The 23398-nt window shown below is 68.0% G+C and carries 15 protein-coding genes; 7 read left to right on the top strand and 8 right to left on the bottom strand.

The annotated features are described in order from the left end of the window. Positions 1-11: 11 nt before the first annotated feature. Together DGN21_RS05665 and DGN21_RS05660 are read right to left on the bottom strand one after the other, a co-directional pair. Positions 12-755 (bottom strand): FCD domain-containing protein, encoded by a 744-nt coding sequence (locus DGN21_RS05665; protein ID WP_215825148.1) that lies wholly within the window; start codon positions 753-755, stop codon positions 12-14. A gap of 61 nt (positions 756-816) precedes the next feature. Then, positions 817-3651 carry a TonB-dependent receptor gene (locus DGN21_RS05660; RefSeq protein WP_252374693.1) on the bottom strand — a complete coding sequence of 945 codons (2835 nt, stop codon included), beginning with the start codon at positions 3649-3651 and terminating at the stop codon, positions 817-819. 313 nt (positions 3652-3964) lie between these two features. On the opposite strand from DGN21_RS05660, the gene DGN21_RS05655 reads away from it, so the two are divergent. The 5 genes from DGN21_RS05655 to DGN21_RS05635 are packed head-to-tail and all read left to right on the top strand — an operon-like array spanning position 3965 to position 11691. Continuing rightward, positions 3965-6157, top strand: a complete 2193-nt coding sequence (locus DGN21_RS05655) for a polysaccharide lyase 6 family protein (protein WP_252374692.1) — start codon at positions 3965-3967, stop codon at positions 6155-6157. Beyond that, complete coding sequence (locus DGN21_RS05650; protein WP_215825147.1) at positions 6154-8397, top strand: oligoalginate lyase; 2244 nt, start codon at positions 6154-6156, stop codon at positions 8395-8397. Before DGN21_RS05655 ends, DGN21_RS05650 begins: the two co-directional genes overlap by 4 nt. Next, positions 8394-9689 carry an MFS transporter gene (locus DGN21_RS05645; RefSeq protein WP_102254658.1) on the top strand — a complete coding sequence of 432 codons (1296 nt, stop codon included), beginning with the start codon at positions 8394-8396 and terminating at the stop codon, positions 9687-9689. The genes DGN21_RS05650 and DGN21_RS05645 overlap by 4 nt, the downstream gene beginning before the upstream one ends. Positions 9690-9739: 50 nt before the next feature. Then, positions 9740-10492: a glucose 1-dehydrogenase gene (locus DGN21_RS05640; protein WP_024938633.1), complete on the top strand. Its 753-nt coding sequence runs from the start codon at positions 9740-9742 to the stop codon at positions 10490-10492. A 35-nt stretch (positions 10493-10527) separates the two neighbouring features. Then, positions 10528-11691 carry an SGNH/GDSL hydrolase family protein gene (locus DGN21_RS05635; protein WP_080995323.1) on the top strand — a complete coding sequence of 388 codons (1164 nt, stop codon included), beginning with the start codon at positions 10528-10530 and terminating at the stop codon, positions 11689-11691. A 94-nt stretch (positions 11692-11785) separates the two neighbouring features. Here DGN21_RS05635 and DGN21_RS05630 read toward each other — a convergent pair whose 3' ends face one another. Further along, positions 11786-12286, bottom strand: coding sequence for a YetF domain-containing protein (locus tag DGN21_RS05630; protein WP_016904665.1), 501 nt, complete (start codon positions 12284-12286; stop codon positions 11786-11788). Between the two features lie 173 nt (positions 12287-12459). On the opposite strand from DGN21_RS05630, the gene DGN21_RS05625 reads away from it, so the two are divergent. Beyond that, a complete protein-coding gene (locus DGN21_RS05625; RefSeq protein WP_215825146.1) occupies positions 12460-14742 on the top strand; it encodes a glycoside hydrolase family 3 N-terminal domain-containing protein in 2283 nt (760 codons plus the stop codon). Between the two features lie 519 nt (positions 14743-15261). Here DGN21_RS05625 and DGN21_RS05620 read toward each other — a convergent pair. Next, positions 15262-17814 (bottom strand): excinuclease ABC subunit UvrA, encoded by a 2553-nt coding sequence (locus DGN21_RS05620; protein WP_184576893.1) that lies wholly within the window; start codon positions 17812-17814, stop codon positions 15262-15264. A 644-nt stretch (positions 17815-18458) separates the two neighbouring features. Continuing rightward, positions 18459-19097, bottom strand: coding sequence for an HD domain-containing protein (locus DGN21_RS05615; protein WP_016904210.1), 639 nt, complete (start codon positions 19095-19097; stop codon positions 18459-18461). A gap of 148 nt (positions 19098-19245) precedes the next feature. On the opposite strand from DGN21_RS05615, the gene DGN21_RS05610 reads away from it, so the two are divergent. Then, positions 19246-19992, top strand: coding sequence for an EAL domain-containing protein (locus tag DGN21_RS05610; RefSeq protein WP_024938629.1), 747 nt, complete (start codon positions 19246-19248; stop codon positions 19990-19992). 178 nt (positions 19993-20170) lie between these two features. Here the strand turns inward: DGN21_RS05610 and DGN21_RS05605 are convergent, their stop codons facing one another. From DGN21_RS05605 to DGN21_RS05595, 3 genes are all read right to left on the bottom strand, one after another. After that, the gene (locus tag DGN21_RS05605) at positions 20171-20476 is read right to left on the bottom strand and encodes a UBP-type zinc finger domain-containing protein (RefSeq protein ID WP_016904212.1); all 306 of its coding nucleotides are present in this window, start codon (positions 20474-20476) and stop codon (positions 20171-20173) included. Continuing rightward, a complete protein-coding gene (locus tag DGN21_RS05600) occupies positions 20473-22182 on the bottom strand; it encodes an FAD-dependent oxidoreductase (protein WP_039815453.1) in 1710 nt (569 codons plus the stop codon). The genes DGN21_RS05605 and DGN21_RS05600 overlap by 4 nt, the downstream gene beginning before the upstream one ends. A 377-nt stretch (positions 22183-22559) precedes the next feature. Beyond that, entirely contained in the window at positions 22560-23198 is a 639-nt protein-coding gene (locus DGN21_RS05595; RefSeq protein ID WP_126965138.1) for an alpha-ketoglutarate-dependent dioxygenase AlkB, read from the bottom strand. Positions 23199-23398: the final 200 nt, after the last annotated feature.

The raw sequence follows: 23398 nt of genomic DNA, 5'->3' as shown, positions 1-23398 counted from the left end.
ATCACATGCACTCAGGTGCGCGTGGCCGCCAGAAAATGCGCGCGGTCCTGCTGGGTGCGGCGGCGGATCTCCGCCAGTGCATCGTTCTCGGTCGCTTCCAGCATGGATTCGAACAGACGCTGGAAGTGGTTGCGCATGGCCGTGCGTGCCGCCATGGGGTCGCGTTGCTGCAGGGCCTGCAGGATGGCGGTGTGTTCGTCCACGCGGGTGGCGACGTCGTCGTGGCAGACCCGCGCATACACCTCGCGTACGCGCGGCAATTCGTTGCGCATGCGCCAGATCAGCTGCACGCAGTGCGCCACCACCGGGTTGCCACTAATCCGCGCGATCGCCAGGTGGAAGGCGCGGTCGTAGTCGGCAGCGGCCGCATCGCTGAGCCCCGGTGCGGACAGCGCCTGGATCATGCCGTTCAACTCATCCAGCTCCGCATCGGTGATGTGGCTGGCGGCCAATGCGGCCGCCTCCGCCTCGATCACCGCGCGCGCGGCAGTCAGCTCGAACGCGCTGACATCCGGCAACGCGCCCTCGTCCGACGCCAGGCGTGGCTTGACGTACACGCCCGAGCCGATCTTGATCACGATGCGGCCCTGCGCTTCCAGCGCGATTTCGGCCTCGCGCACGGTGACGCGACTGACGCCGAAGCGCTCGGCCAACTCGCGCTCGCCCGGCAGGCGCGAGCCGACCGGGAATTCGCCCGTGTCGATCAGCGCGCGGATCTTGGCGGCAACGGAGTGGTACAGGCGGTTTTCGGACATCGGCGACTCAAACCCTCAGGGTGATCGGCCCGGCACACGGGTGCCGGACAGGTGGGCGACGCTAGAACCGGTAGCGCACCCCCAAATAATAACGTCGCCCGTAAGTGTTGTACTCACGGAAGCTGCCGGGCACCGGCATGTCGGAGATCCGCGGCTCGTTGGTCAGGTTGGAAGCCTCCAACGACACCGACAGCTGCGCATTGACGCGGTAGCTGGCACGCAGGTCCAGGGTGCCGCTGTCGCGCACGTAGCGGTTCTGCGCCGGGGCGCCGACGAACTTCTGGAAATACTCGGAGCGATACTTGTAGATGGCCTGCAGGTCGACCGCGCCGATGGCGTAATACAGCTGGCCGGAGAACACGTGCCGCGACAGGCCGAAGATATTGGCCGGCGCGACGATGCCGCTGCTCACCAGGCCGGTTGCCGGGTCGATCTGGTCGCCCAGGCGCAGATCCTGGGTCTTGTAGTTGGAATCGGCGTAGTTGTAGCTCAGCTTGACGCCCAGGCCGTCGAACGGCGCCGGCAGGTAGGAGAAGCGGTGGGTGCCGGTCAACTCCAGCCCGGTGAGATCGCTCTTTTGCCGGGTGGTGACGTCCTGCACCACCGGCACCACCACCGCGGTGCCGTCGATGACGAAGCGCTCGTCCACCACCGTGGGCACCGCGCCACCGGTGAACTGCTTGTAGTACACCGCGGCGCTGAGCAGGGAGTCGGCATTGGGATACCACTCCAGCGACACGTCCGCATTGGACGACAGCAGCGGCTGCGTGCGCGGGTTGCCGGTGGCGGTGATGCTGCCGATCGCCTCGCCGACGGTAGTGAATTCGGTCCCCGGTTCCAGGATGAAGGTGCGCCCGGCAGACAGTGCGACCAGATCCGGGCGCGCCATGGCCCGGTACAGCCCGACGCGCAGCTGGGTCTGCTCGGTGAGGCCGATGTTGGCGTTGAAGCTGGGCAGGAACACGCGGTTGGATGCGCGCACCGTCTGCGCGGCGAAGCGCCCGGTTTCCACCAGCTGGATGGTGCCGTCGGGGTTGTCGACCACGTCCAGCTCGCCGCGCAACCCCACCGAGCTGACATCGGTGCGCACCCAGCGCACGCCCAGGTTGCCGTCCAGCGGCAGCCCGAACAGCGTGCTGGCGAATTCGCCCATCACATACAACGCGCGGGTCTTTTCTTCCACGTCGGAGTCGGCGGTGCCGCGCGGGTCGGCATTGCGGCCGGTGTCGTCCACGCCGGTGATGGCGCTGAACAGACAGCGGCTGTCGAAGGTGGCCCACTGCTGGATGGTGTTGCCGCTGGCGCTGGAGAGGAAATCCTCCTGCGGGAACGGTTGCCGGCAGGCCAGGTTGGCGGCGCGGATCGTGGCCGGATCGGTGACGTTGCGTTCGACGCGGTCGTCCAGGTCGCGGTAGGTCGCCTCGGACAGGCGCACGCCGCCCTTGATGGAGGTGAGCAGCCCGCTCTCCGGGGTGAAGGCGCCATCGAAGCGCCAGGCCCGGATGGTGTGCTCGCGGCGCAACTCGTCGCGCCGCGCGCGCGCAGCGGCACTGAAATTGTCCGGGTTGTTCAGGTCGAACGCGGGATCGACCACGATCCCCGGCACATCGCCGGCATAGGTGTAGGTGTAGTCCACGCGTTGCCCGTTGATCCCGGGCACGCGGTTGCCGTTGATGTCGGTGGCATTGGAGCGCAGCCGCATCAGGCGGTCGATCTCGCTGCGCTCGGTGCGCGAATACGACAGGTCGGTGGACAGCATCCAGGCCGCGTTCGGGCGCCATTCCACGCGTAGCCCGCCACCGCGGTACTGCTCGTCGCGCACCTTGTAGTCGGTGGAGGATTCCACCGTGCTGCTGCCGGTATGGCCGAGCAAGGCGCCGTTGTCGCCCACCTGGCGGTTGTTGAGGTTGCGCAGGGTCTCGGAAAAATTGAGCTCGGCGCGGTCTTCAGTCACGGTACGCTGCGAATCCTGGTAATCCAGGCCCACCTCCAGGCCGTCGAAGGGCCGCCATTGCAGCGCGGCGAAGGCCGCGTCGCGTTGATCGTGCTCGCTGATCTGGCGGTACACGCGGCTGCCGGGCGCCAGGTAATACGGCGTCCCCGCCTGCACCTGCGCCGGGGTCACGGCGGTGCAGTTGCGGCTGGCGCCCACCACCTCGTTGGCGTTGCAGGCCGTCCAGGTGGAGCTGCTGCTCATCACCTCTTCCGGGTTGGTGCCCTCCAGCCGCTGCAGGCCGAGCGAGACCCCCAGCTTGCCGGCACCGCGCAGATCGAACTGGTCCAGGTAGCTGACGGTGCCGCGCCAACCCACGCCATCGGCATCGCGCAACTTGCTGTCGCCATCGGCATAGGTCGCCCGCCCGTCCAGTTGCACGCGGCGCTTGCCGAATTCCAGCGGCCGCACGGTCTGCATGTTGACCGTGCCGGCGATGCCACCTTCGACGAAGTCGGCGCGCTGGGTCTTGTAGATCGCCACGGTGTTGATGAGTTCGGAGGGGAACTGGTTGAAGTTCACCGAACGGTCGCCGCTGCCGTTGCTGGCCTCGCGCCCATTGAAGGTGGCCGAGCCCAGGAACGGCCCCAGGCCCCGGATGGAGATCTCCGACGCGCCGCCCTTTTCGCGGTGCGTGGCCGCACCGGTGATGGTCTCGATCGCCTCGCCGATCGACAGCGCCGGCAGGTCGCCGATGTCCTCGGCCGACAGCACGTCGGCCACCACCGTCTGCTCGCGCTTGCTGTCGATGGACGACTGGATCGAGCTGCGGATGCCGGTGACCTTGATCTGGTCCAGCGTGGTGGGCGCTTGCTCCGGTGCCTGCCGGGCAGCATCGCCCTGCTGAGCCAGGGCTGCCTGCGCGCTTGCCAGTGCAACGGCAGTCAGCAGCGCCTGGCCCATGGCATTTCGAATAATTGGTCTACGCGATTGGACTAGTTTCAGATACCGCACAATTCCTCCTCCCAAAGGATGCTCGAGACCGAGCGAGGTGGAGACTCCACGCGGATCAACGCCAAGTCAACAATTTCTGCGATTTATCGAACGAGCCACCTGACTAGGCCAGTTATGTGGATTATTTTGTGCAATTGCAGCATGACATCGAGCCGATCGCAGGCTTCAATACAGACCAACTGGACTATCGTTTTGGTTGACGAACCAGTTTGCACTGTTACCCTCGGCCATCACCGACGCGCCAGCGTCCAGGAGCATCCCGATGCGATCCCCCGTCTCCCTTGCCTGCCTGTTGCTGCTGTGTGCGCCCGCCTGGGTCGGCTCGGCCCAGGCCACCTCGTACCTGGTGCACGACCAGAGCGAGTACGCGGTGGCGGCGGCCGCGCTGCGTGCCGGCGATCGCATCGTGCTGGCCGATGGGCAGTGGCGGGATTTCGCCATCGTGCTGCGCGGGCAAGGCACTGCCGAGCAGCCAATCACCCTCACCGCGCAAACGCCGGGCAAGGTGATCATCAGCGGCACCTCCGACCTGCACATGGCCGGCACCTACCTGGTGGTGTCGGACCTGGTGTTCCGCGACGGCCATAGCCCCGGCGATGCGGTGCTGTCGTACCGCATCTCCAGCAAGGAACGCGCGCGCAACAGCCGCATCACCGGCGTGGTGGTGGATGGTTTCAGCAAGCCCACCCGTAGCGACTCGGACAACTGGGTGGCGCTGTACGACAGCGACAACCGCTTCGACCACAACCAGCTGGTCGGCAAGACCAATGCCGGCCCCACGCTGGTGGTGGTGCGCGACGCCACCCAGGGCCTGGACAATCGCCATCGCATCGACCACAACTGGTTCGGGCCACGCCCCAACCTGGGTGCCAATGGCGGCGAGACGCTACGCATCGGCACCAGCAGCGATGCCGACAGCGCCTCCAACTCGGTGGTGGACAACAACTGGTTCGAAGGCTGCGACGGCGAGGTGGAGGTGGTCTCCAACAAGTCCGGCGGCAACACCTACCGTGGCAATGTGTTCAAGCAATCGCGCGGCGCGCTGGTGCTGCGGCATGGCGATGGCAACCTGGTCGAGCGCAATGTGTTCTTCGGCGACGGCAAGGCCAACACCGGCGGCATCCGCGTGATCAACCGCAAGCAGACCGTGCGCCACAACTACCTGGAAAACCTGGCCGGCGACGGCTATTCGTCGGCGCTGAGCATCATGTACGGGGTGCCCAACTCGCCCGCCAACCGCTACGTGCAGGTGGACCAGGCGCGCATCGAGCGCAACACCTTCGTGACCGTCAACCAGCTGTACTTCGGTGCCGGCATGGATGCCGAGCGCACCGCCGCGCCGATCAACAGCCGCTTTGCCGGCAACCTGATCGTGGCCGCCAGCGACCCGGTGCGCGTGCTGGGCGATCTGTCCGGCATTGCCTTCACCAGCAACCTGCAAAGCCCGCTGGCCTCCACCCGCCTGCCCGGCGGCGTCAACAGCCGCCAGGTGACGATGACCCGCGCCAGCACCGGCTTGCTGGTCGCCGACAACGCCACTGGCGTCGGCGCCGACCCGGCGCTGAGCTACATCGCGCGCGCACAGGTGGGCGTGAGCTGGTACCCCAAGCAGGCAGCGCAGGCAGTCGCCGACAGCGGCCGCCGCACCCGCGTGCGGCCGGGGCAGTCCAGCCTGACCGACGCCGTGGCGCAGGCCGGCCCCGGCGACCGCCTGCAACTGGACGCAGGCCGCTACCAGGTCGATAACATCCTCGACGTGGACCGGCCGCTGACGCTGGAAGGCCCGCAACGCGGCCGCGCGCGCATCCGCTTTTCGCAGCCGGCGCTGTTCCAGATCGCGCCCGGCGGCTCGCTCCACCTGGCCCGGCTCGAGATCGATGGCCGCGCCGCACCCGCGCAGCCGGGCAATGCGGTGATCCGCACCGCACCCGGCACAGCGGTGGCGCAGTACCAGCTCACCTTGCGCGACACGCACCTGCATCATCTGGACGCGCAACCCGGCTTCGACGTGATCGCACTCGGCAAGGGCAGCCTGGCCGACAACATCCTGCTGGACCGGCTGCTGGTCGAGGACGTCTCCGGCAGCGTGCTGTCCGCGCACGCCGAGACCGACGACCGCGGCACCTACAACGTCGAACAGGTGACGGTGCAGCAGTCGCAGTTCCACCGCGTCGCCGGGCCGGTGCTGGACCTGTATCGCGGCGGCCGCGACGAAAGCACCTTCGGCCCGGTGCTGCAGGTGAGCGACTCGCACTTCACGCAGGTCGGCCGCAACACAGGTGCGTCGCTGCGCCTGCATGGCGTGCAGCGCATTGCGCTGCGCAATAACCGCTTCGCCGACAGCGCCGCGATCCTGGCGCAGCACACCACCGGCACACCTCACCTCATCGCCAGCGGCAACCAGTTCGTCGGCACCCCGGCCTTGCACGCCGACGCAGCGGAGCCCCTGCTATGACCCGTTCCACCCGCCTGTTGCTGCTGGTCCTGGTCGGCGCCGGCAGCGCCCTACCCTGCAGCGCCGCCCCGTCACCCGCGGCCGAACAATCGGCGCAGCCGCAACCGCGCGCCACCGACGCCGCGCCAGTACTGGTCACCGCCCAGCAATGGCGTGAGATGGCCAGCGCCGGCGCCAGGCTGCCGGTGTTCGCCCGCGAACAGGCACGCGCAGAAGCCAGCGTGCGCGCGGCGATGCGCGCCGGGGTGGACGTGCCGGTGCCCAGCGATCCCGGCGGCGGCGCCAGCCACGAGCAGCACAAACGCAACTACCAGGCCATCCAGGCCGCCGGCGCGCTGTACCGGCTCACCGGCGATCGCGCCTATGCCGACTATGCGCGCGACGTGCTGCTGGCCTACGCGCGCCTGTATCCCACGCTGGGCGCACACCCGGCCGGGCGCGGCCAGGTGCCGGGGCGGCTGTTCTGGCAGTCCTTGAACGACTCGGTGTGGCTGGTCTACGCAAGCCAGGGCTACGACGCCATCCGCGACACGCTCAGCGCGCAGGACCGCGCCACCATCGACCGCGACGTGTTCGCGCGCATGGCGCACTTCCTGTGCGACGAAAGCGCCGACAACTTCGACAAGATCCACAACCACGCCACCTGGGCGGTGGCTGCGGTCGGCATGACCGGTTATGTGCTGCGCGATCAGGCGCTGGTGGACAAGGCACTGCGCGGCAGCAGGCGCGATGGCAAGGCCGGCTTCCTGGCGCAGGTGGACCAGCTGTTCTCGCCGGACGGCTACTACGCCGAAGGCCCGTACTACCAACGCTATGCCCTGGCGCCGTTCGTGCTGTTCGCCAACGCGATCGAGCGCAACCAGCCGCAGCAGCACATCTTCCAGCGCCGCGACGGCGTGCTGCTCAAGGCCGTAAACAGCCTGGTGCAGAGCAGCTACGGCGGTTATTTCTTCCCAATCAACGACGCCATCCTCGACAAGGGCCTGGACACCGAAGAACTGGTGGCCGGCATCGGCATCGCCTACGCGCAGACCCACGACGCGCAGCTGCTGCCCATCGCGCAACGCCAGCGCCGCGTGCTGCTCACCCCCGAAGGCCTGGCCGTGGCCACCGCGCTCGCGCAAGGCCGCGCCCAACCGTTCGCCTTCGGCAGCGTGTTGCTGCGTGATGGCGCACAGGGCGACCAGGGCGCGCTGGCGATCCTGCGTAGCGGCGGCGAAGACGGCCAGACGCTGGTGATGAAGAACACTTCGCAAGGCATGGGCCACGGCCACTTCGACAAGTTGAACTGGCTGTTCTACGACAACGGCCAGCGCGTGGTCACCGACTACGGCGCGGCGCGTTTCCTGAATGTGGAAGCCAAGGCCGGCGGCATCTATCTGCCGGAAAACACCAGCTGGGCCAAGCAGACCGTTGCGCACAACACGCTGGTGGTGAACGAGACCAGCCACTTCAACGGCAACTGGAAGGTGGGCGAGCAACACGCGCCGACGCAGCTGCTGTTCGCCAGCACTGCCGACACCCAGATCGTGTCGGCGCGCATGCAGCAGGCCTACGACGGGGTCAGCTTCACCCGCACCCAGGCGCTGCTGTCGCACCCGCAGCTGCGCCTGCCGGTGGTGGTCGACCTGCTGCGCGTCAACGCCAGCGCTCCGGCACGTTACGACCTGCCGCTGCATTTCAACGGGCAGATCATGCAGGTCGGCTTCACCGCAGAGCGCGCACTGACGCAACGCCCGGTGCTGGGCAAGGCCAACGGCTATCAGCACCTGTGGGTGGACGCCTCCAGCGGTGCGAGCACCGACACGCGCAGCCTGAGCTGGCTGCTCGCCGGCCGCTTCTACAGCTACCGCTTCGGCAGCAGCGCGCCGGCGCGTGCCCTGCTGGTGGAGAGCGGAGCCAACGACCCGAACTTCAACCTGCGCCGCGAACCGGCGCTGATCCAGCGCGTCGATGGGCAGGCCAATGTCAGCTTCTTCGGCGTGCTGGAACCGCATGGCGAATACAACGGCACCGCCGAATACGTGCACGGCGCCAATAGCCGCATCCGCGCCATCGAGCGCGTGCGCGGCGACGATGCCGAGGTGATCGTGCTCACCCTGGTCGGCGGCCAGCGCATCGCGCTGGCGGTGGCCGACGACGCCGATGCACAACGCAGCCACCAGGTGCAGGCCGCCGGTCAGCGCTACAGCTGGCGCGGCGGCTACGCGCGCTTCGATCGCACTGCAGGTGCGCAATGAGCACCGCCCGCACGCGCCCCGCGGGCAAGCGCTCGGCGGTGCGCTGGCTGATCGTGGCGCTGATCGCGGTGGCCACGGTGATCAACTACATCGACCGCAACGCGCTGGCGGTGATGTGGCCGGCGATCTCGCGCGACATCGGCGCCACCAAGGAAGACTACGCGCTGCTGGTCACCATCTTCATGCTGTTCTATGCCGCCGGGCAGTTCGTGTTCGGGCGGCTGTTCGACATCATCGGCACCCGGCTCGGCTTTGCCCTGTCCATCGCGGTGTGGTCGATCTCCATCGCGCTGCATGCGGTCACGCACTCCATCATGGCGTTCTCGGTGGTGCGCGCGCTGCTGGGCATCAGCGAAGCCGGCGCCTGGCCGGGCGCGGTCAAGGCCAATGCGGAATGGTTTCCCGCGCGCGAGCGTGCGTTGGCGCAGGGCATCTTCAATGCCGGCGCCTCCATCGGCGCGATCGTCTCGGCGCCGCTGATCGCGCTGCTGTTCCTGTCGTTCGGCTGGAAGGGCACGTTCGTGCTGATCGGCGTGCTGGGCATGCTGTGGTTGCTGCCGTGGCTGGTGATCTACCGCGCCGGGCCGGACCGGCATCCCTGGGTCGACGCGGCCGAGCGTGCGTTGATCCTGGATGCGCCCGACGCCGGCAGCGCGCCGCCGCCGGCCTACCTGCCCACGCTGCGCCAGCTGATGTCACACCGGCAAAGCTGGGGGATCGTGCTGGCGCGGTTCTTCCTGGACCCGATCTGGTGGCTGTTCGTGTCGTGGCTGCCAATCTACCTGGCCGAGACCTTCCACTTCGACATCAAGCAGATCGGCGCATTCGCCTGGGTGCCGTTCGTCGGTGCGATGCTGGGCAGCCTGTGCGGCGGCTGGCTGTCCGGGCGCCTGATCGCGGCCGGCTGGAGCGTGGACCGCGCGCGCAAATGGACCATCACCCTGGGCGGGGCCATCATGGCGCCGGCGCTGCTGGGCGCCGTGCAGGCCGCCGACCCGCGCATGGCGGTGCTGACGATTGCCGCCGTGCTGTTCGGCTTCCAGATCGCCATCGGCAATATCCAGACCCTGCCCGGCGATCTGTTCGCCGGTAAATCGGTCGGCTCGCTGGCCGGCATCGGCGGCATGGCCGCGGTGGCCGGCACCTTGATCACCACCTGGCTGGTTCCGGTGATGACCGCAACGTCATACGCACCGATGTTCATTCTGGTCGCCGCGCTGGTGCCGGCCTCGCTGGCCGCGCTGTGGCTGGTCACCGGCCGCATCCACCGACTCGACGCGGCGGGCACCTGAGCGTGCCCGCTGCCTACCCCGCTTTCCCCACACCAACAGGACACACCCGCATGCACTTCCACGACAAGGTCGCCATCGTCACCGGCGGTGGCCGCGATATCGGCCGCGCCATCTCGCTCAAGCTGGCCGCGGCCGGCGCCAAGGTCTGCATCAACTACGCCAACGACGACGCCAGCGCGCGCGACACGCTGGCACAGCTGCAGGCTGCCGGCGGCCAGGGCATCCTGCACCGCGCCGACGTCACCGATGCCACCGCCGTGGCCGGCCTGCTGACCGCCACGCGCACCGCCTTCGGCCAGCACATCGACGTGCTGATCAACGTGGCCGGCGGCATGCTGGCGCGCAAGCCGCTGGCCGACATCGACGAGGCCTTCTTCCATCAGGTGATGGACCTCAACCTCAAATCGGTCTACCTGACCACCCAGGCGGTGGCGCCGCATATGCGCGAAGGCGGCGCGATCGTCAATTTCGCCTCGCTTGCCGGGCGCGATGGCGGCGGGCCGGGCGCGGCCATCTACGCCACCGCCAAGGCGGCGGTGATGACCTTCTCGCGTGCGATGGCCAAGGAACTGGGCCCGCGCGGCATCCGCGTCAACGCATTGTGCTGCGGCATGATCTCCACCCGCTTCCACGACGACTTCACCAAGCCGGAAGTGCGTGCCTTCGTCGCCAATGCCACCCCGCTGCGGCGCGAAGGCCGCCCGGAGGAAGCCGCCGATGCGGCGTTGTACCTGGCCTCGGATGCGGCCAGCTTCATCAATGGCGCCAACCTGGACGTCAACGGCGGCGTGTTCTTTTCCTGACCGACAAAGGAGTCCTGCGCATGCGCTGGCGATGGATGATGACTGCGACACTGAGTGTGGTGCTGGCAGGCCCGGCCACGGCGCACCCGGCACCCCGCTGGGTGCCGGCCTGGATCGCTTCGGCAACCCCGGACCGGCTCGACGGCGGTGCCGACACGCCGCTGCAATTTGCCGATGAAACGGTGCGCCAGGACATGCGCCTGGGCAGCGCGGCAGTGGCCCTGCGCGTGCGCATCAGCAACGAGCTGGGCACCGCACCGCTGACCATCGCTGCGGGCACCGCGCGCCTGCTCGGCGGCGGCGGGGACGCGCAACCGCTGCGCTTTGACGGGCGCGCCAGCGTGACCGTGCCGCCCGGTGGCGTGCTGCTCAGCGACCCGGTGCCGCTGCGTGCACCGGCATTGGGCGAGGTGGCGGTCAGCCTGTATTTCCCAACGCCGGCGCGGCCGGCGGTACGCCGCACGGCGGTGCGGGTGGTCAAGGGCCAGGCCGAGGTGCCGGACAGCAAGGCGTTGGCGTATCGCCAGAACGTCATCTCCGCCCTTTACGTGCAACCACCGCATCCACGCCAGACGGTGGTGGTGGCGCTGGGCGATTCCATCACCGAAGGCGCCACCGCCACACGCGGCGCCAATGGCGATTGGCCGGCCCTGCTGGCCAGGCGGCTGGAGCAGCGTTGCCCCGGCAGCGTGGTGGTGCTCAACGCCGGCATCAGCGGCAACAAGCTGCTCGACGACGGCCGCAGCCCCAGCGCGCTGGCGCGGCTGGATCGCGACGTGCTGGCACTGCCCGGCGTGGACCAGGTGATCCTGTTCGAAGGCATCAACGACATCCGCCACAGCGGTCCGCCGGATGCGATTGCCGGCCGCAATGCCGCCGACATGGTGCTGGGATATCGCCAGATCGTGACCCGGCTGCAGCAGCACGGCATCGCGGTGATCGGCGCCACGCTGACCCCGTTCGGCAACTCCGACCGCTACGAACCGGTGGCGGCAGCCACGCGCCAGACGCTCAACGGCTTCATCCGCGACGGTCAGGCATTCGATGCGGTGATCGACTTCGACGCCGCGTTGCGCGACCCGGCCAGGCCGGAGTGGCTACCCGCCGCGCTGACCCGCGACTTCCTGCATCCCAACGATGCCGGTTACCAGCGCATGGCCGAGTCGGTGGACCTGTCGTTGTTCTGCAAGGCCCGCTGAGCCGCCGGTCGCCACGCCGTGGCGCACATGCGCCAGGCGGGCTGCCACGCTGGTGCGGCGGCACCGCCGGCATGCACGCCGGCCTGCCGGCGCGCTAGCGCTTTTTCAGGATGCTGATCTCTCCGGAGGTCTCCAGGATCGCCATGTCGATATCGGCATCGTCGCGGCAATCGGCCTTGCGTTTTGCCACTTCGAAATCGGCATAGCTGACGTTGTGGCGGACCAGTTCCTTCCAGTAGATCTCACCGCCACGCGCCAGCAGCGCCGGGGTGCCCTGCACCCAGGTATCGATCCGCCGGCTGCGCGCGGTGGCCATGCCCACCAGCCAGTTCAACACCAGCAAGGTGGCCGCCAGGATCATGCCGCCCAGCAGCGAGACGTCCTTGCCGATCAACGAGTTCTGCACAGCGGTTCCCAGCAGCACGATGAGCAGCACGTCGAACGGCGTGGATTGGCCCAGCGCGCGCTTGCCGGTCATGCGCGTCAACAGCAGGACCACGGTATAGACCGCTACCGCACGCAGCACGAACTCCCACCACGGCATGTCCAGGTGCATCATTTCGTAAAAGCGCACGCGTGTTTCCACGTCCAGCATCGTGTGTCCTGACCGCCGTTGATCGATGGCGCACGCTAGTGCGGAAACGGTGAAGGCGCCGTGCTGTCGCCATCGTTGCCGAGTCCGCCCGCCCGGCACCCATCGTGCAGCGCATCACGGCTTTTCGCTGGCGATCCGTTAGCGTCTGGCCTGGACAGACGGGGATGGCGGGCATGCGGAAAGGGATCACGCGTCGCGGGTTGCTGCTGGGCACCGCCTCGGCAGCAGTGTTGGCACAGGTACCGCTGGGAGTTGCGCTGCCGCGCCGTGCGGCCGCGGCGCCGGCCTTTATCGATGCGTTGATCGCGCGCATGAGCGTGGAGGAAAAAGCCGGGCAGCTGACGCTGTCCGGTTCGGCGCAGCAGACCGATGCCGCCGCGGCGGCCAATCCGATCAATACCGTGCCCACAGCCGAGGGCCAGCTTGCCGCCGCGCGTGCCGGGCGGGTGGGCGGCATCTTCAATGGCTCCAATGTGCTGTGGCATCAGCAACTGCAACAGGCCGCGCTGCAGAGCCGCCTGAAGATTCCGCTGCTGTTTGCCGCCGATGTGATCCACGGGTTCACCACGGTGTTTCCGGTGCCGCTGGCCGAGGCCGCCAGCTTCGAGCCGGCGCTGGCGCAACGCACCGCGCGTGCGGCCGCACTGGAGGCCAGTGCGGTCGGCATCGACTGGACCTTCGCGCCGATGGTGGACATCGCGCGCGATGCGCGCTGGGGGCGCGGCGTGGAAGGCAGTGGCGAAGACGTGCTGCTCGGCCGGCGTTTTGCGCAGGCCCGCGTGCGCGGCTTCCAGGGCGAGGGCCTGGATCATGCCGATGCACTTGCAGCCTGCCCCAAGCATTTCGCGGCCTATGGGGCCGCCGAGGCCGGGCTGGACTACAACACCGTCGACATCTCCGAGCGCAGCCTGCGCGAGGTCTATTTCCCACCGTTCCAGGCTGCCTTCGATGCCGGCGCAGTGACCACGATGGTGGCCTTCAACGAGATCGCCGGCATCCCTGCCACCGCCAATCGCTGGTTGCTGGGCGAGGTATTGCGCGGCGAGTGGGACTACCGCGGCCTGGTGGTGTCCGACTACACCGGCGATCTGGAATTGATCGGGCACGGGTTTGCCAGCGATGCGCGCGAGGCGACCAGGCTGGCGTTCCTGGCCGGTGTGGACATCAGCATGCAGAGCGGGCTGTACCTGCAGCATCTGCCGGCGCTGGTGGCCGCCGGCGAGGTGACGATGGCGCAGCTGGATGCCTCGGTGCGGCGCGTGCTGCAATTCAAGGCCGAGCTTGGATTGTTCGACAATCCGTTCCTGCGCATCGTGCCGGCACGCGCACAGGCGCGGCAGCGGCGCCCGGACAGCCTGGCACTGGCGCGCGAGGCGGCGCGCAAATCCATCGTGCTGCTCAAGAACGATGGCGAGCTGCTGCCACTGAAGACGCAGGGGCAACGCATCGCGCTGATCGGGCCGATGGCACGCAACTGGACCGACAGCGCCGGCCCGTGGACGCTGTTCGGCGGCGACGACAGCGGCAACGACCTGGCCACCGCAGTGCGCGCGCGGCTGGGCAACCCGGACGGCCTGCAGGTGGTGGAAGGCTGCGACTTCGAACATGGCCTGCCCGGCGGCGTGCAGGCGGCCGTCACCGCAGCGGCGTCCGCGGATGTGGCGGTGCTGGCGATCGGCGAGCCGATGCGCTACTCCGGCGAAGCGCAATCGCGCAGCGAGATCGTCATTCCCGCCGTGCAGCAAGCGCTGCTGGCTGCGGTGGCAGCCACCGGCACGCCGGTGGTGGTGGTGCTCAGCAACGGCCGTGCGCTGGTGATTGATGGCCCGGTGCTCAAGGCGCCGGCGATCCTGGTCGGCTGGTTCCTGGGCTCGGCATCGGGCGCCGCGCTGGCGGACATCCTGTTCGGCGCGCACGGTCCGTCCGGGCGCCTGCCGGTGAGTTTTCCGCACACCGCCGGGCAGGTGCCCTATAGCTATGCGCACAAGCCCAGCGGCCGTGCCGACCCGCGCCCGGATGCCTTGCAACCGTTCAAGACCCGCTACCGCACCGCGCCCAATGCCGCGTTGTTTCCGTTCGGGCACGGCCTGACCTATGGCCGCATCGAATACGGCGAACTGCGCTTGAGCGATGCACGCATGGCGGCGGCCGGCAGCCTGCGCATCAGCGCGCGCATCCACAACCGCGGCACGCGCGATGCCGAAGAAGTGGCGCAGCTCTACATCCGCGACCGCAGCGCCAGCATCACCCGCCCGGTGCGCGAGCTGAAGGACTTCCGCAAGCTGGCGGTGCCGGCGGGCGGCAGCGCGGTGGTGGAGTTCGTGCTGCGCCGTGAGGACCTGCTGTTTATCGGCCAGGCATTGAAGCCGACGGTAGAGCCTGGCGTATTCGATCTCTGGGTGGCGCCCTCTGCAGAGGCCGAGGGCGTGTCTGCGAGTTTTGAATTGATGGGCTGAGCGCCAGTCGCAATCGGAATGGCTCAGCTCAGGGGATGGATATGCGGCGTATCCCGCTCACGCAGAGGGCATCGCGCCCAGGTTGGCTCGGGAACACATCCCTATTGCGCTCACGCTCTCGGTCGCATTGAGAGGGAACTGGGTCTTGAGGGGGGATTGGACGGTGCGTGTGCCTCGGTTTGCAGCGGACGATCTGCGGGTTTGCTGTGGGGTCCTTGCCCGCCTACCCTCGCGGGACACGCCGCAAGTACGTCCTTGTAGGCTCTTACGCGGCATCCATGCCGCGTAAGGTCCCGCGACGGTGGGTGGGCAAGGACCCGTCGGGTTGGTCGGTGTGCGTGGTTAGGAGCAGTGATGCCGTGCCGTGCCCTGCAATGCGATGCGATGGAGACGCAGTGCGGTCTGATTAGCGTTCTTCGACGCGAGCAACTCGCTGCCATGCCGACATCGATTCACGCGTCATCGAAGGCGCGTCTGGGCAACACGTTGACGCAATCGCTACAACCTTCGAAAGGTTTGTCAGCCGATCTTATTTCCGCGCAACACCTCTGCAAGGAACGGCGCAGTGCGGCTGCCACGCTGCCGCGCAACCGCCTCCGGCGCACCCGCCGCCACGACAGCGCCACCCGCGCCGCCCGCGCCCGGGCCCATGTCCAGCACCCAGTCGCTGCTGGCGGCCACGCGCATGTCGTGCTCGACCACGATCACCGTATTGCCAGCCTCCACCAGGCCTTGCAGCTGAAGCATCAAGGTATCCACATCGGCCGGATGCAGGCCGGTAGTCGGCTCGTCCAGCACGTACACGGTGTCGCGCCGCTGCGCGCGTTGCAGCTCGGTGGCCAGCTTGATGCGCTGCGCCTCGCCGCCGGACAGCTCGGTGGCCGGCTGGCCGAGCCGCAGATAGCCCAGCCCCACTTCGCGCAATACCTGCAACGGGCGCAGCACGCTGGGGTCGTCGGCAAAGAAGCTGGCGGCCTGGTCCACGGTCATCGCCAACACCTGCGCGATGTTGTGACCCCGCAGCGCGATCTCCAGGGTCTTGGTGTTGTAGCGCGCGCCGTGGCAGCTGGGGCATGGCGCGTACACGCTGGGCATGAACAGCAATTCCACATGCACCGAGCCCTCGCCCTCGCAGGTGGCGCAGCGGCCCTTGGCGACGTTGAACGAAAACTGCCCCGGGTCATAACGGCGGCGGCGCGCGGCGGGTGTGGCGGCGAACAACTTGCGCACCGGATCGAACAGGCCGGTGTAGGTGGCCAGATTGGAGCGTGGCGTGCGGCCGATCGGTTTCTGGTCCACCCGCACCAGGCGGCGCACCTGGTCGAGCCCGCCGACGATCGCACCACCCAGCGGCACCTGCGTGCCGCGCTCCAGCGGGTCCAGCGCTTCGTCTTCCTCTGCCTGGGTTTGTCCAAGATGGGCGGCCAGCAGTTCCACCAATGCCTGGCTCACCAGCGACGACTTGCCCGAGCCGGACACACCGGTCACGGTGGTGAATACCCCCAGCGGCAGGTCCACATCCAGCTCGCGCACATTGTTGCGGGTGATGCCGCGCAACTGCAGCCAACCGGTGGCCGCACGCGCATGGCTGTGCACCTGCGGCGGGGTGCCGAACAGGTAACGCCGCGTGGACGAGGCCTCCACCTGCTCCAGCCCCGCGGGCGGGCCGCTGTACAGCACCTGCCCGCCGTGCACGCCGGCAGCCGGGCCGACGTCGACGATCCAGTCGGCGTGGCGGATCACATCCACCTCGTGTTCGACCACGAATACCGAATTGCCGGCGGCCTTGAGCTGATCCAGCGCGCCCAGCAAGGCCTGCGCATCGGCCGGATGCAGGCCCGCCGATGGCTCGTCCATCACATACACCACGCCGAACAACTGCGAGCGGATCTGCGTGGCCAGCCGCAGCCGTTGCAGCTCGCCCGGCGACAGCGTCGGCGTGCTGCGCTCCAGGCTGAGATAACCCAGGCCCAGCGCCTGCACCACCTCGATCCGCGCGCGCAGGTCGGCGGCGATGCGTTGCGCGGCAATCGCCTGCTCGGGATGCGTGTCGGCCTGCTTGCGCCTGTCGTTGCGCGTCCGCTTGCCACCGGCACCTTCCGCAGCCGGGCGCAGCAGGTCGGCCACCTCGTCCAGCGGCCTCCGCGACAGCTCGCCGATATCCAGGCCGGCGAAGGTCACCGACAGCGCCTCGCGCCGCAGCCGCTTGCCGTCGCACTGCGGGCACTGCGTGCTGATCAGGTACTGCGCCACGCGCTTTTTCATCTGCGCGCTCTGCGTGGTGGCAAAGGTGTGCAGCACATAGCGCCGCGCGCTGGTGAAGGTGCCCATGTAGCTGGGCTCTTCCTTGCGGCGCAGCGCGCGCCTGGCCTCGTCCAGGCTGTAGCCGGCGTACACCGGCACCACCGGTTGCTCGTCGGTGTAGAGGATCCAGTCGCGGGTCTTCTTCGGCAGCTTGTGCCACGGCAGGTCAACGTCGTGGCCCAGCGTGGTGAGGATGTCGCGCTGGTTCTGGCCATGCCAGGCACCGGGCCAGGCGGCAACCGCGCGATCGCGGATGCTCAACGTGGGATCCAGCACCATGGTCGCCTCGGTCGCATCGTAGATACGCCCCAGACCATGGCAAGTAGGGCAGGCACCGGCCGGGGTATTGGGCGAAAAGCCGTCGGCGTAGATGATGTCCTGCCCCGGCGGGTAGCTGCCCGCACGCGAATACAGCATGCGCAGGGAGTTGGAGATGGTGGTGACGCTACCCACCGACGAGCGCGCACTCGGCGCGCCGCGCGCCTGCTGCAAGGCCACCGCCGGCGGCAGGCCTTCGATGGAATCCACTTCCGGCACGCCGACCTGGTCGATCAGGCGCCGCGCATACGGCGAGATCGAATCCAGGTAACGCCGCTGCGCTTCGGCAAACACGGTACCGAACGCCAGCGACGACTTGCCCGAGCCGGACACCCCGGTGAACACCACCAGCGCATCGCGCGGGATGTCCACGTCCACGTTCTTGAGGTTGTGCTCGCGCGCACCGCGCACGCGCACCAGGCCGGAGGAAGACGACGCTGCGCTGGACATGAGTGACACACCGACATTCGACAATGCGCCAGCCTACCGCGTGCCGCATACAGCCGGTGTCAGTGTTGACAGCGAGTCCTGCGGTGCTTCAATCAAGCAACCCGCTGATCACCCTGGAATGCATCGGTCGAAGGCGCGGTGCCCTCACCGCTCGCGGGCTATGCCGTAAACCATCCCAGGGGCTCGATGGCGGCATCCATGCCGCCACACGGTCCTGCAAGCGGCGAGGACACCGCACAAGACAGTTGCCGGCTGCTTTGTTGAAAACCATGCGCGCCGGCCAACTCAACTGGTCCTTGTCCGCCCACCGTCGCGGGACCTTACGCGGCATGGATGCCGCGTAAGAGCCTACATGGACGTACTTGCGGCGTGTCCTGCGAGGGTGGGCGGGCAAGGGCCCTGCAGCAAACCCACAGCGTCAAGAGCGCGGCGAGAACACCTCACCAGAAAGTCAGTCGGTTGCCTTATCGAAAACCACACACACCGGCCATCTCGACAGGTCCTTGCCCGCCCACCGTCGCGGGACCTTACGCGGCATGGATGCCGCGTAAGAGCCTACACGGACGTACTTGCGGCGTGTCCCGCGACGGTGGGCGGGCAAGGGCCCCGCAGCCAACTCACAAATCAGCCGCTCTACAACACATTCACCCCAGCGCGTGCGCCGGCACCGGCTGCTCGCCGGTCTCCGCCAGCGCCTGCATGCGCGCCACCACACCACTGAACAGCCGTGCAGTCGCCGCGCCACGCGTGCGGAAGATCTCCTCAAGCTCACCGTAGTACCACAACGTGCCGGCGCGCCCGGCGGTGAATACGTTGAAGATGTCCTGGCCCACGTCCGGGTTTTCCAGGTCCTGCACGATGGTGCGCGCGTTATAGAGCTTGTCGCAGCCGGACACCAGCAAGGCGCGCTCGGGCGTGTTGCGCAGGTGCTCCAGGTAGGCCAGCTTGCGCTCGCGCCAGTCGCGTTTGCGCGCGCTGGCGGTGTTGTCCACCTCGGCCTTGTCTTCGGCAGTGGCATCGGTGCACGCCATCACGATGTCGGCCACCGCATCGCCGAACTGCGCGCGGATCGAGGCCTCATGACCGCCGCCGCAGTCTTCCACCACATCATGCAGCAGCCCGGCGATGGCCTGCTCTTCGTCGCCGCCGCATTCCAGCACCAGCGTGGACACGCCCAGCAAGTGGCTCAGATACGGAATCTGCGTGCCCTTGCGTACCTGCCCGGCATGGGCAATGCGCGCGTAATCCACGGCCAGGGCGTAACGTTCGGTGAGAGCGGTCATGGGGCGTCCGATGCGGGGAATGGCGCATTATCGCCGAGCCCGGTGACGCCCCAGGTGAGGATGGCGCGAGGATGCGTGTGCAGACTCAATGACGCGCTGTTGCGGCCGATACCGCTAGGCTACCTCCACGCCGCACGATTGCTCAGCCATGCCCACGCTCCCCGTTTGCAACGCCTGCCGCGACGGCCAGGACTTTCCCACCGCCATCACCATGGCGTTCCAGCCGATCGTGGACGTGTCCACCCGCAGCATCTACGCCGGTGAGGCGCTGGTGCGCGGCGTCAACGGCGAATCGGCCGGCAGCATCCTGGCCGCCGTGGATGAGCGCAACCGCTACGCCTTCGACCAGGCCTGCCGCATCAAGGCGATCGAATGCGCCGCGCAGATCGCGCTGCCGGCCCTGTTGTCAATCAACTTCATGCCCAACGCGGTCTACAACCCCGAACACTGTTTGCGCGCCACGCTCTCGGCCACTGCGCAGTACGGCTGGCCGCTGGACGCCATCATCTTCGAGGTCAGCGAACAGGAACACCTGGCCGAGCCGGCGCATCTGCTCGACATCATGCGCACCTACCAGGCGCGCGGCCTGAAGACCGCCATCGACGACTTCGGCGCCGGCTATTCCGGCCTCGGCCTGCTGGCCGATTTCCAGCCGGACCTGCTCAAGCTGGACATCGCCCTGGTGCGCGGCATCGACGCCGACCGCAGCCGCCAGGCCATCGTCCGCCACACCACCCGCATGTGCGAGGAACTCGGCATCGCCGTCATTGCCGAAGGCATCGAGCACCCGGACGAATACCGCACCCTGCGCGACATGGGCATTCACCTGCAGCAAGGCTATCTGTTCGCCCGCCCAACGATCGGCGAGCTACCGCAGGTGCACTGGCCGGAGTAAGTGGGCGCCACGAAACAAGCGAACCGCCTCCCTTAGCAGACTTGCCATCGCCCCACACAAAATCCCCGCCCGACCAAATCAAACAGCACGCAAGCCGCTTTTACGATTCCCGATTCCCCAATCCCGATTCCCAGCGGCGCCCAGCCCCATCCCCACCCCGCCAACCAACCGCGCCGCCTCACACATACCGCGGTATCGGCCCCAGCTGCGGCGTCTGGTCCGGCAACTCCACTTCCACCTCGTCCACATAGCACCAGCCCCAGCCTTCGGGCGGGTCGTAGCCTTCGATGATGGGGTGGCTTGTGGCGTGATAGTGCGCCGTGGCGTGCTTGTGCGGCGAATCATCGCAGCACCCCACGTGGCCGCAGCTGCGGCACAGGCGCAGATGCACCCAGGTGCTGTCGATGGCCAGGCAGTCTTCGCAGCCACGTGCGCTGGGCGTGACCTCGCTGATCTGCGCGGTATGTGTGCACTGATCGCTCATGAGGTGGTGGACTCCTGTGAGGCACTGACAAGTTCGGATGCCGGCACCGGGTTGGCCTGGTGTGCCAGGTATTGATGGATCTGCGCGACGACCGCCGCGCCCTCGCCCACCGCTGCGGCCACGCGCTTGACCGAGCCGGCCCGCACATCACCGATGGCGAACACGCCGGGGCGATTGGTTTCCAGCGGTAGACAGGCCGGCACGCCATCGCCGCGTGCGTTGCCGGTGACGACGAAGCCACGCGCATCGGTCTCCACGCACTGCTGCAGCCAGCCGGTGTTGGGGTCGGCGCCGACGAACAGGAACAGGTGTCGCAATTCCACCCGCGTGGTCTGCCCATCGGCGCGCGTGCGCAACACCGCCGCCTGCAGGCCGCGCTCCGGGTCGCCTTCCAGCGCGGACACTTCGGTGCCGGTATGCAGCTGCACGTTCGGCAGCACGGCGATGCGGTCGATCAGGTATTGCGACATCGACGATTCCAGCCCTTCGCCGCGAATGATCAGGTGCAGTTCCTTCACCCGCGGTGCCAGAAACGCCACGGCCTGACCGGCGGAATTGCCGCCGCCCACCAGCGCCACCACGCCGCCCTCGCACAGCCGCGCTTCCACCGGCGAGGCCCAGTACGAGACGCCATGGCCTTCGAAACGCTCCAGCCCGTCGATCTCCGGGCGCCGGTAACGCGCCCCGGAGGCGACCACCACGGTGCTGGCCAGCAGCTGCTTGCCGTCGGCCAGATCCAGCTTCAGCGCACCGTCGTCGCGCCCGCATTCCAGCGTGCCGGCCTCGATCGGAATCGCCAGCTCGGCACCGAATTTCAGCGCCTGGTTATAGGCGCGCCCGGCCAGCGCCTGGCCGGAAATGCCGGTGGGAAAGCCCAGATAGTTTTCGATGCGTGCCGAGGCGCCGGCCTGGCCGCCGATGGCGCGCTGGTCCAGCACCAGCACCGACAGGCCTTCGGAGGCCGCATACACCGCCGTCGCCAGACCGGCCGGGCCGGCGCCGACGATGGCCACGTCGTAGCGCTTGTCCGGGTCGATGTCCGGCGTCATGCCCAGGCAATGCGCCGCTTCGGCATCGCTGGGCTGGCGCAGCACCCGCCCGCTCGGGCACACCATCACCGGCAGTTCCTGCTCCTGGATGCCGAAGCGCTGCACCAACGCGCGGCCTTCCTCGTCGGAGGCATCGATCACCGTGTTCGGGTAACCGTTGCGGGTGAGAAAGCCCTGCAACCGGGTCAGATGCGGATCGTCCGGCTCGCCGATCAATACCGAGCCCGAGGCATCGCCTTCGATCAGGCCGACGCGGCGCAGGATCAACGCACGCATCACCACCTCGCCCACTTCGGCCGAGCTGATCATCAGCGCGCGCAGATGCGCGGTGTCGAACGGCAGCGCCAGGCAGCCCTGCGGCCCGGCACGCCCACCGGCGAGTGAGGCGCGCCCGGCCAGCTGGCTGACCTCGCCGGTGAACTGGCCGGGCGTCTGCAAGGTGATCGGCTTTTCGTTGCCCAACCCGTCGCGACGCACCACTTCGATGGCGCCTTCCAGCACCACCCACACCGGCGCGTGCGCATCACCCACGTCGAAGACGAGCTCGCCCGCATCGAAACGCTGCGCCGGCCCGCTGGCAAACCGCCGCGTGATCGCCAATTGGCCCGAGTCCAGCTCGGGAAACATCTGATGGTGGCGGGTATCGGCCAGGGACATGGAGTGGCGACGCTGAGGGGGGAGTACATGCAAGCATGGCCAGCCGTGAGGGTGATGGCAATCACCCGAACGGGCCATGCCGTGCGCGACAGAGCGCATGCACGAGCAGCACCGGCGCGCGCACCAGTGCGGTGTTTGCACAGGCAAAACACCTCACGCGGCTGCCAGCGGTACCGCACGCTCACCAGCGGTGACCGGCACAATCAACCGCAACCGTACGCGCAGAAGGTGGCCGACGTAGCTGCTGCGCTGGCCGTCAAGCGAACACGGCACTGGGCCCGCAGCCGGTACGCGGCACTCGTGTGATCCCGTCGCTCCTGTTGCCCGGGAGACTCCGGCTTGCTCCGCACCGTGCCGACGAAGCCACACCACGCTTGTCAGCCACGCTCCGGTTGTACCGGCTCCCAGTGCGGCCCGTGCTGGCCGGCGGCCATGCGCTCGGCCGGGCGCACGCGAAACACCACGCTGATGCGCTCGCCCACCGCACGTGCGGTCTTGGCGATGCCGTGCTCGTGGCTCAGTTGCGAGGCATGGCTCATCGCCAGCAGGCTGCCGGGCGCCAGTTCCACACCGATCGCACGCGTATTGCCGTCCTTTGCGCGCAGCTGCATCCGCCGCGTCGCGCCCAGCGACACCAATGCGATCGGATGCGGCGCCAGCAACGTCTGCAGCTTGTCGTGATGCATCGCCACGCTGTCGCGGCCATCGCGATACAGATTCAGGCCTACCGCGTTGTACGGCGCGGGCAACACGGCCTGCACCGCATCGAGCAGCGCCTGCAGCGGCAGCCCGGGCGGCAGCGGTGCGTCCAGCCGATACGATGCCAGCAGCCGCGGCACCTCCACCACACGGTCATACATCTCGCGGCGCTGGCTGCGCCAGTCGGTCGCCTGGCGCAATGCGGCAAAGCACTGCTGCGCCACGGCAGGCGCCAGCAGCTGCGGCCAGTAGCGCACGCCGCCCTGCGTATCGTGCAGCAGCTGCACGGGCGCGGTGGGAGTATCGAACAGATCCATCCGGGTGATATGCGGACGGTTTGCGCGATTTCAGCAGCCTGCCGTTGCGATTGCCCGCAGCCGAGGCCCCGCATTCGCACGCTCTCTCGCAGCTGCTGGCATTGCGCTCGTTCCGTGCAGAAAGGCGACGGATCTGCGCATCCGCTGTCTCCTGCGCGCAGCGCCGGCAACCTCTCAAAGACAGCCGCAGGCATCACCGC

Source organism: Xanthomonas sp. MLO165 (assembly GCF_018831305.1).
Classification (GTDB): Bacteria; Pseudomonadota; Gammaproteobacteria; order Xanthomonadales; family Xanthomonadaceae; genus Xanthomonas; species Xanthomonas arboricola.
This window is presented reverse-complemented; position numbering and strand designations above follow the sequence as displayed.

Bases quoted from the DNA above. Each gene is read 5' to 3' on its own strand.
- DGN21_RS05665 (WP_215825148.1), bottom strand. From the start codon at position 755: ATGTCCGAAAACCGCCTGTACCACTCCGTTGCCGCCAAGATCCGCGCG.
- DGN21_RS05660 (WP_252374693.1), bottom strand. From the start codon at position 3,651: ATGGGCCAGGCGCTGCTGACTGCCGTTGCACTGGCAAGCGCGCAGGCA.
- DGN21_RS05655 (WP_252374692.1), top strand. From the start codon at position 3,965: ATGCGATCCCCCGTCTCCCTTGCCTGCCTGTTGCTGCTGTGTGCGCCC.
- DGN21_RS05650 (WP_215825147.1), top strand. From the start codon at position 6,154: ATGACCCGTTCCACCCGCCTGTTGCTGCTGGTCCTGGTCGGCGCCGGC.
- DGN21_RS05645 (WP_102254658.1), top strand. From the start codon at position 8,394: ATGAGCACCGCCCGCACGCGCCCCGCGGGCAAGCGCTCGGCGGTGCGC.
- DGN21_RS05640 (WP_024938633.1), top strand. From the start codon at position 9,740: ATGCACTTCCACGACAAGGTCGCCATCGTCACCGGCGGTGGCCGCGAT.
- DGN21_RS05635 (WP_080995323.1), top strand. From the start codon at position 10,528: ATGATGACTGCGACACTGAGTGTGGTGCTGGCAGGCCCGGCCACGGCG.
- DGN21_RS05630 (WP_016904665.1), bottom strand. From the start codon at position 12,286: ATGCTGGACGTGGAAACACGCGTGCGCTTTTACGAAATGATGCACCTG.
- DGN21_RS05625 (WP_215825146.1), top strand. From the start codon at position 12,460: ATGCGGAAAGGGATCACGCGTCGCGGGTTGCTGCTGGGCACCGCCTCG.
- DGN21_RS05620 (WP_184576893.1), bottom strand. From the start codon at position 17,814: ATGTCCAGCGCAGCGTCGTCTTCCTCCGGCCTGGTGCGCGTGCGCGGT.
- DGN21_RS05615 (WP_016904210.1), bottom strand. From the start codon at position 19,097: ATGACCGCTCTCACCGAACGTTACGCCCTGGCCGTGGATTACGCGCGC.
- DGN21_RS05610 (WP_024938629.1), top strand. From the start codon at position 19,246: ATGCCCACGCTCCCCGTTTGCAACGCCTGCCGCGACGGCCAGGACTTT.
- DGN21_RS05605 (WP_016904212.1), bottom strand. From the start codon at position 20,476: ATGAGCGATCAGTGCACACATACCGCGCAGATCAGCGAGGTCACGCCC.
- DGN21_RS05600 (WP_039815453.1), bottom strand. From the start codon at position 22,182: ATGTCCCTGGCCGATACCCGCCACCATCAGATGTTTCCCGAGCTGGAC.
- DGN21_RS05595 (WP_126965138.1), bottom strand. From the start codon at position 23,198: ATGGATCTGTTCGATACTCCCACCGCGCCCGTGCAGCTGCTGCACGAT.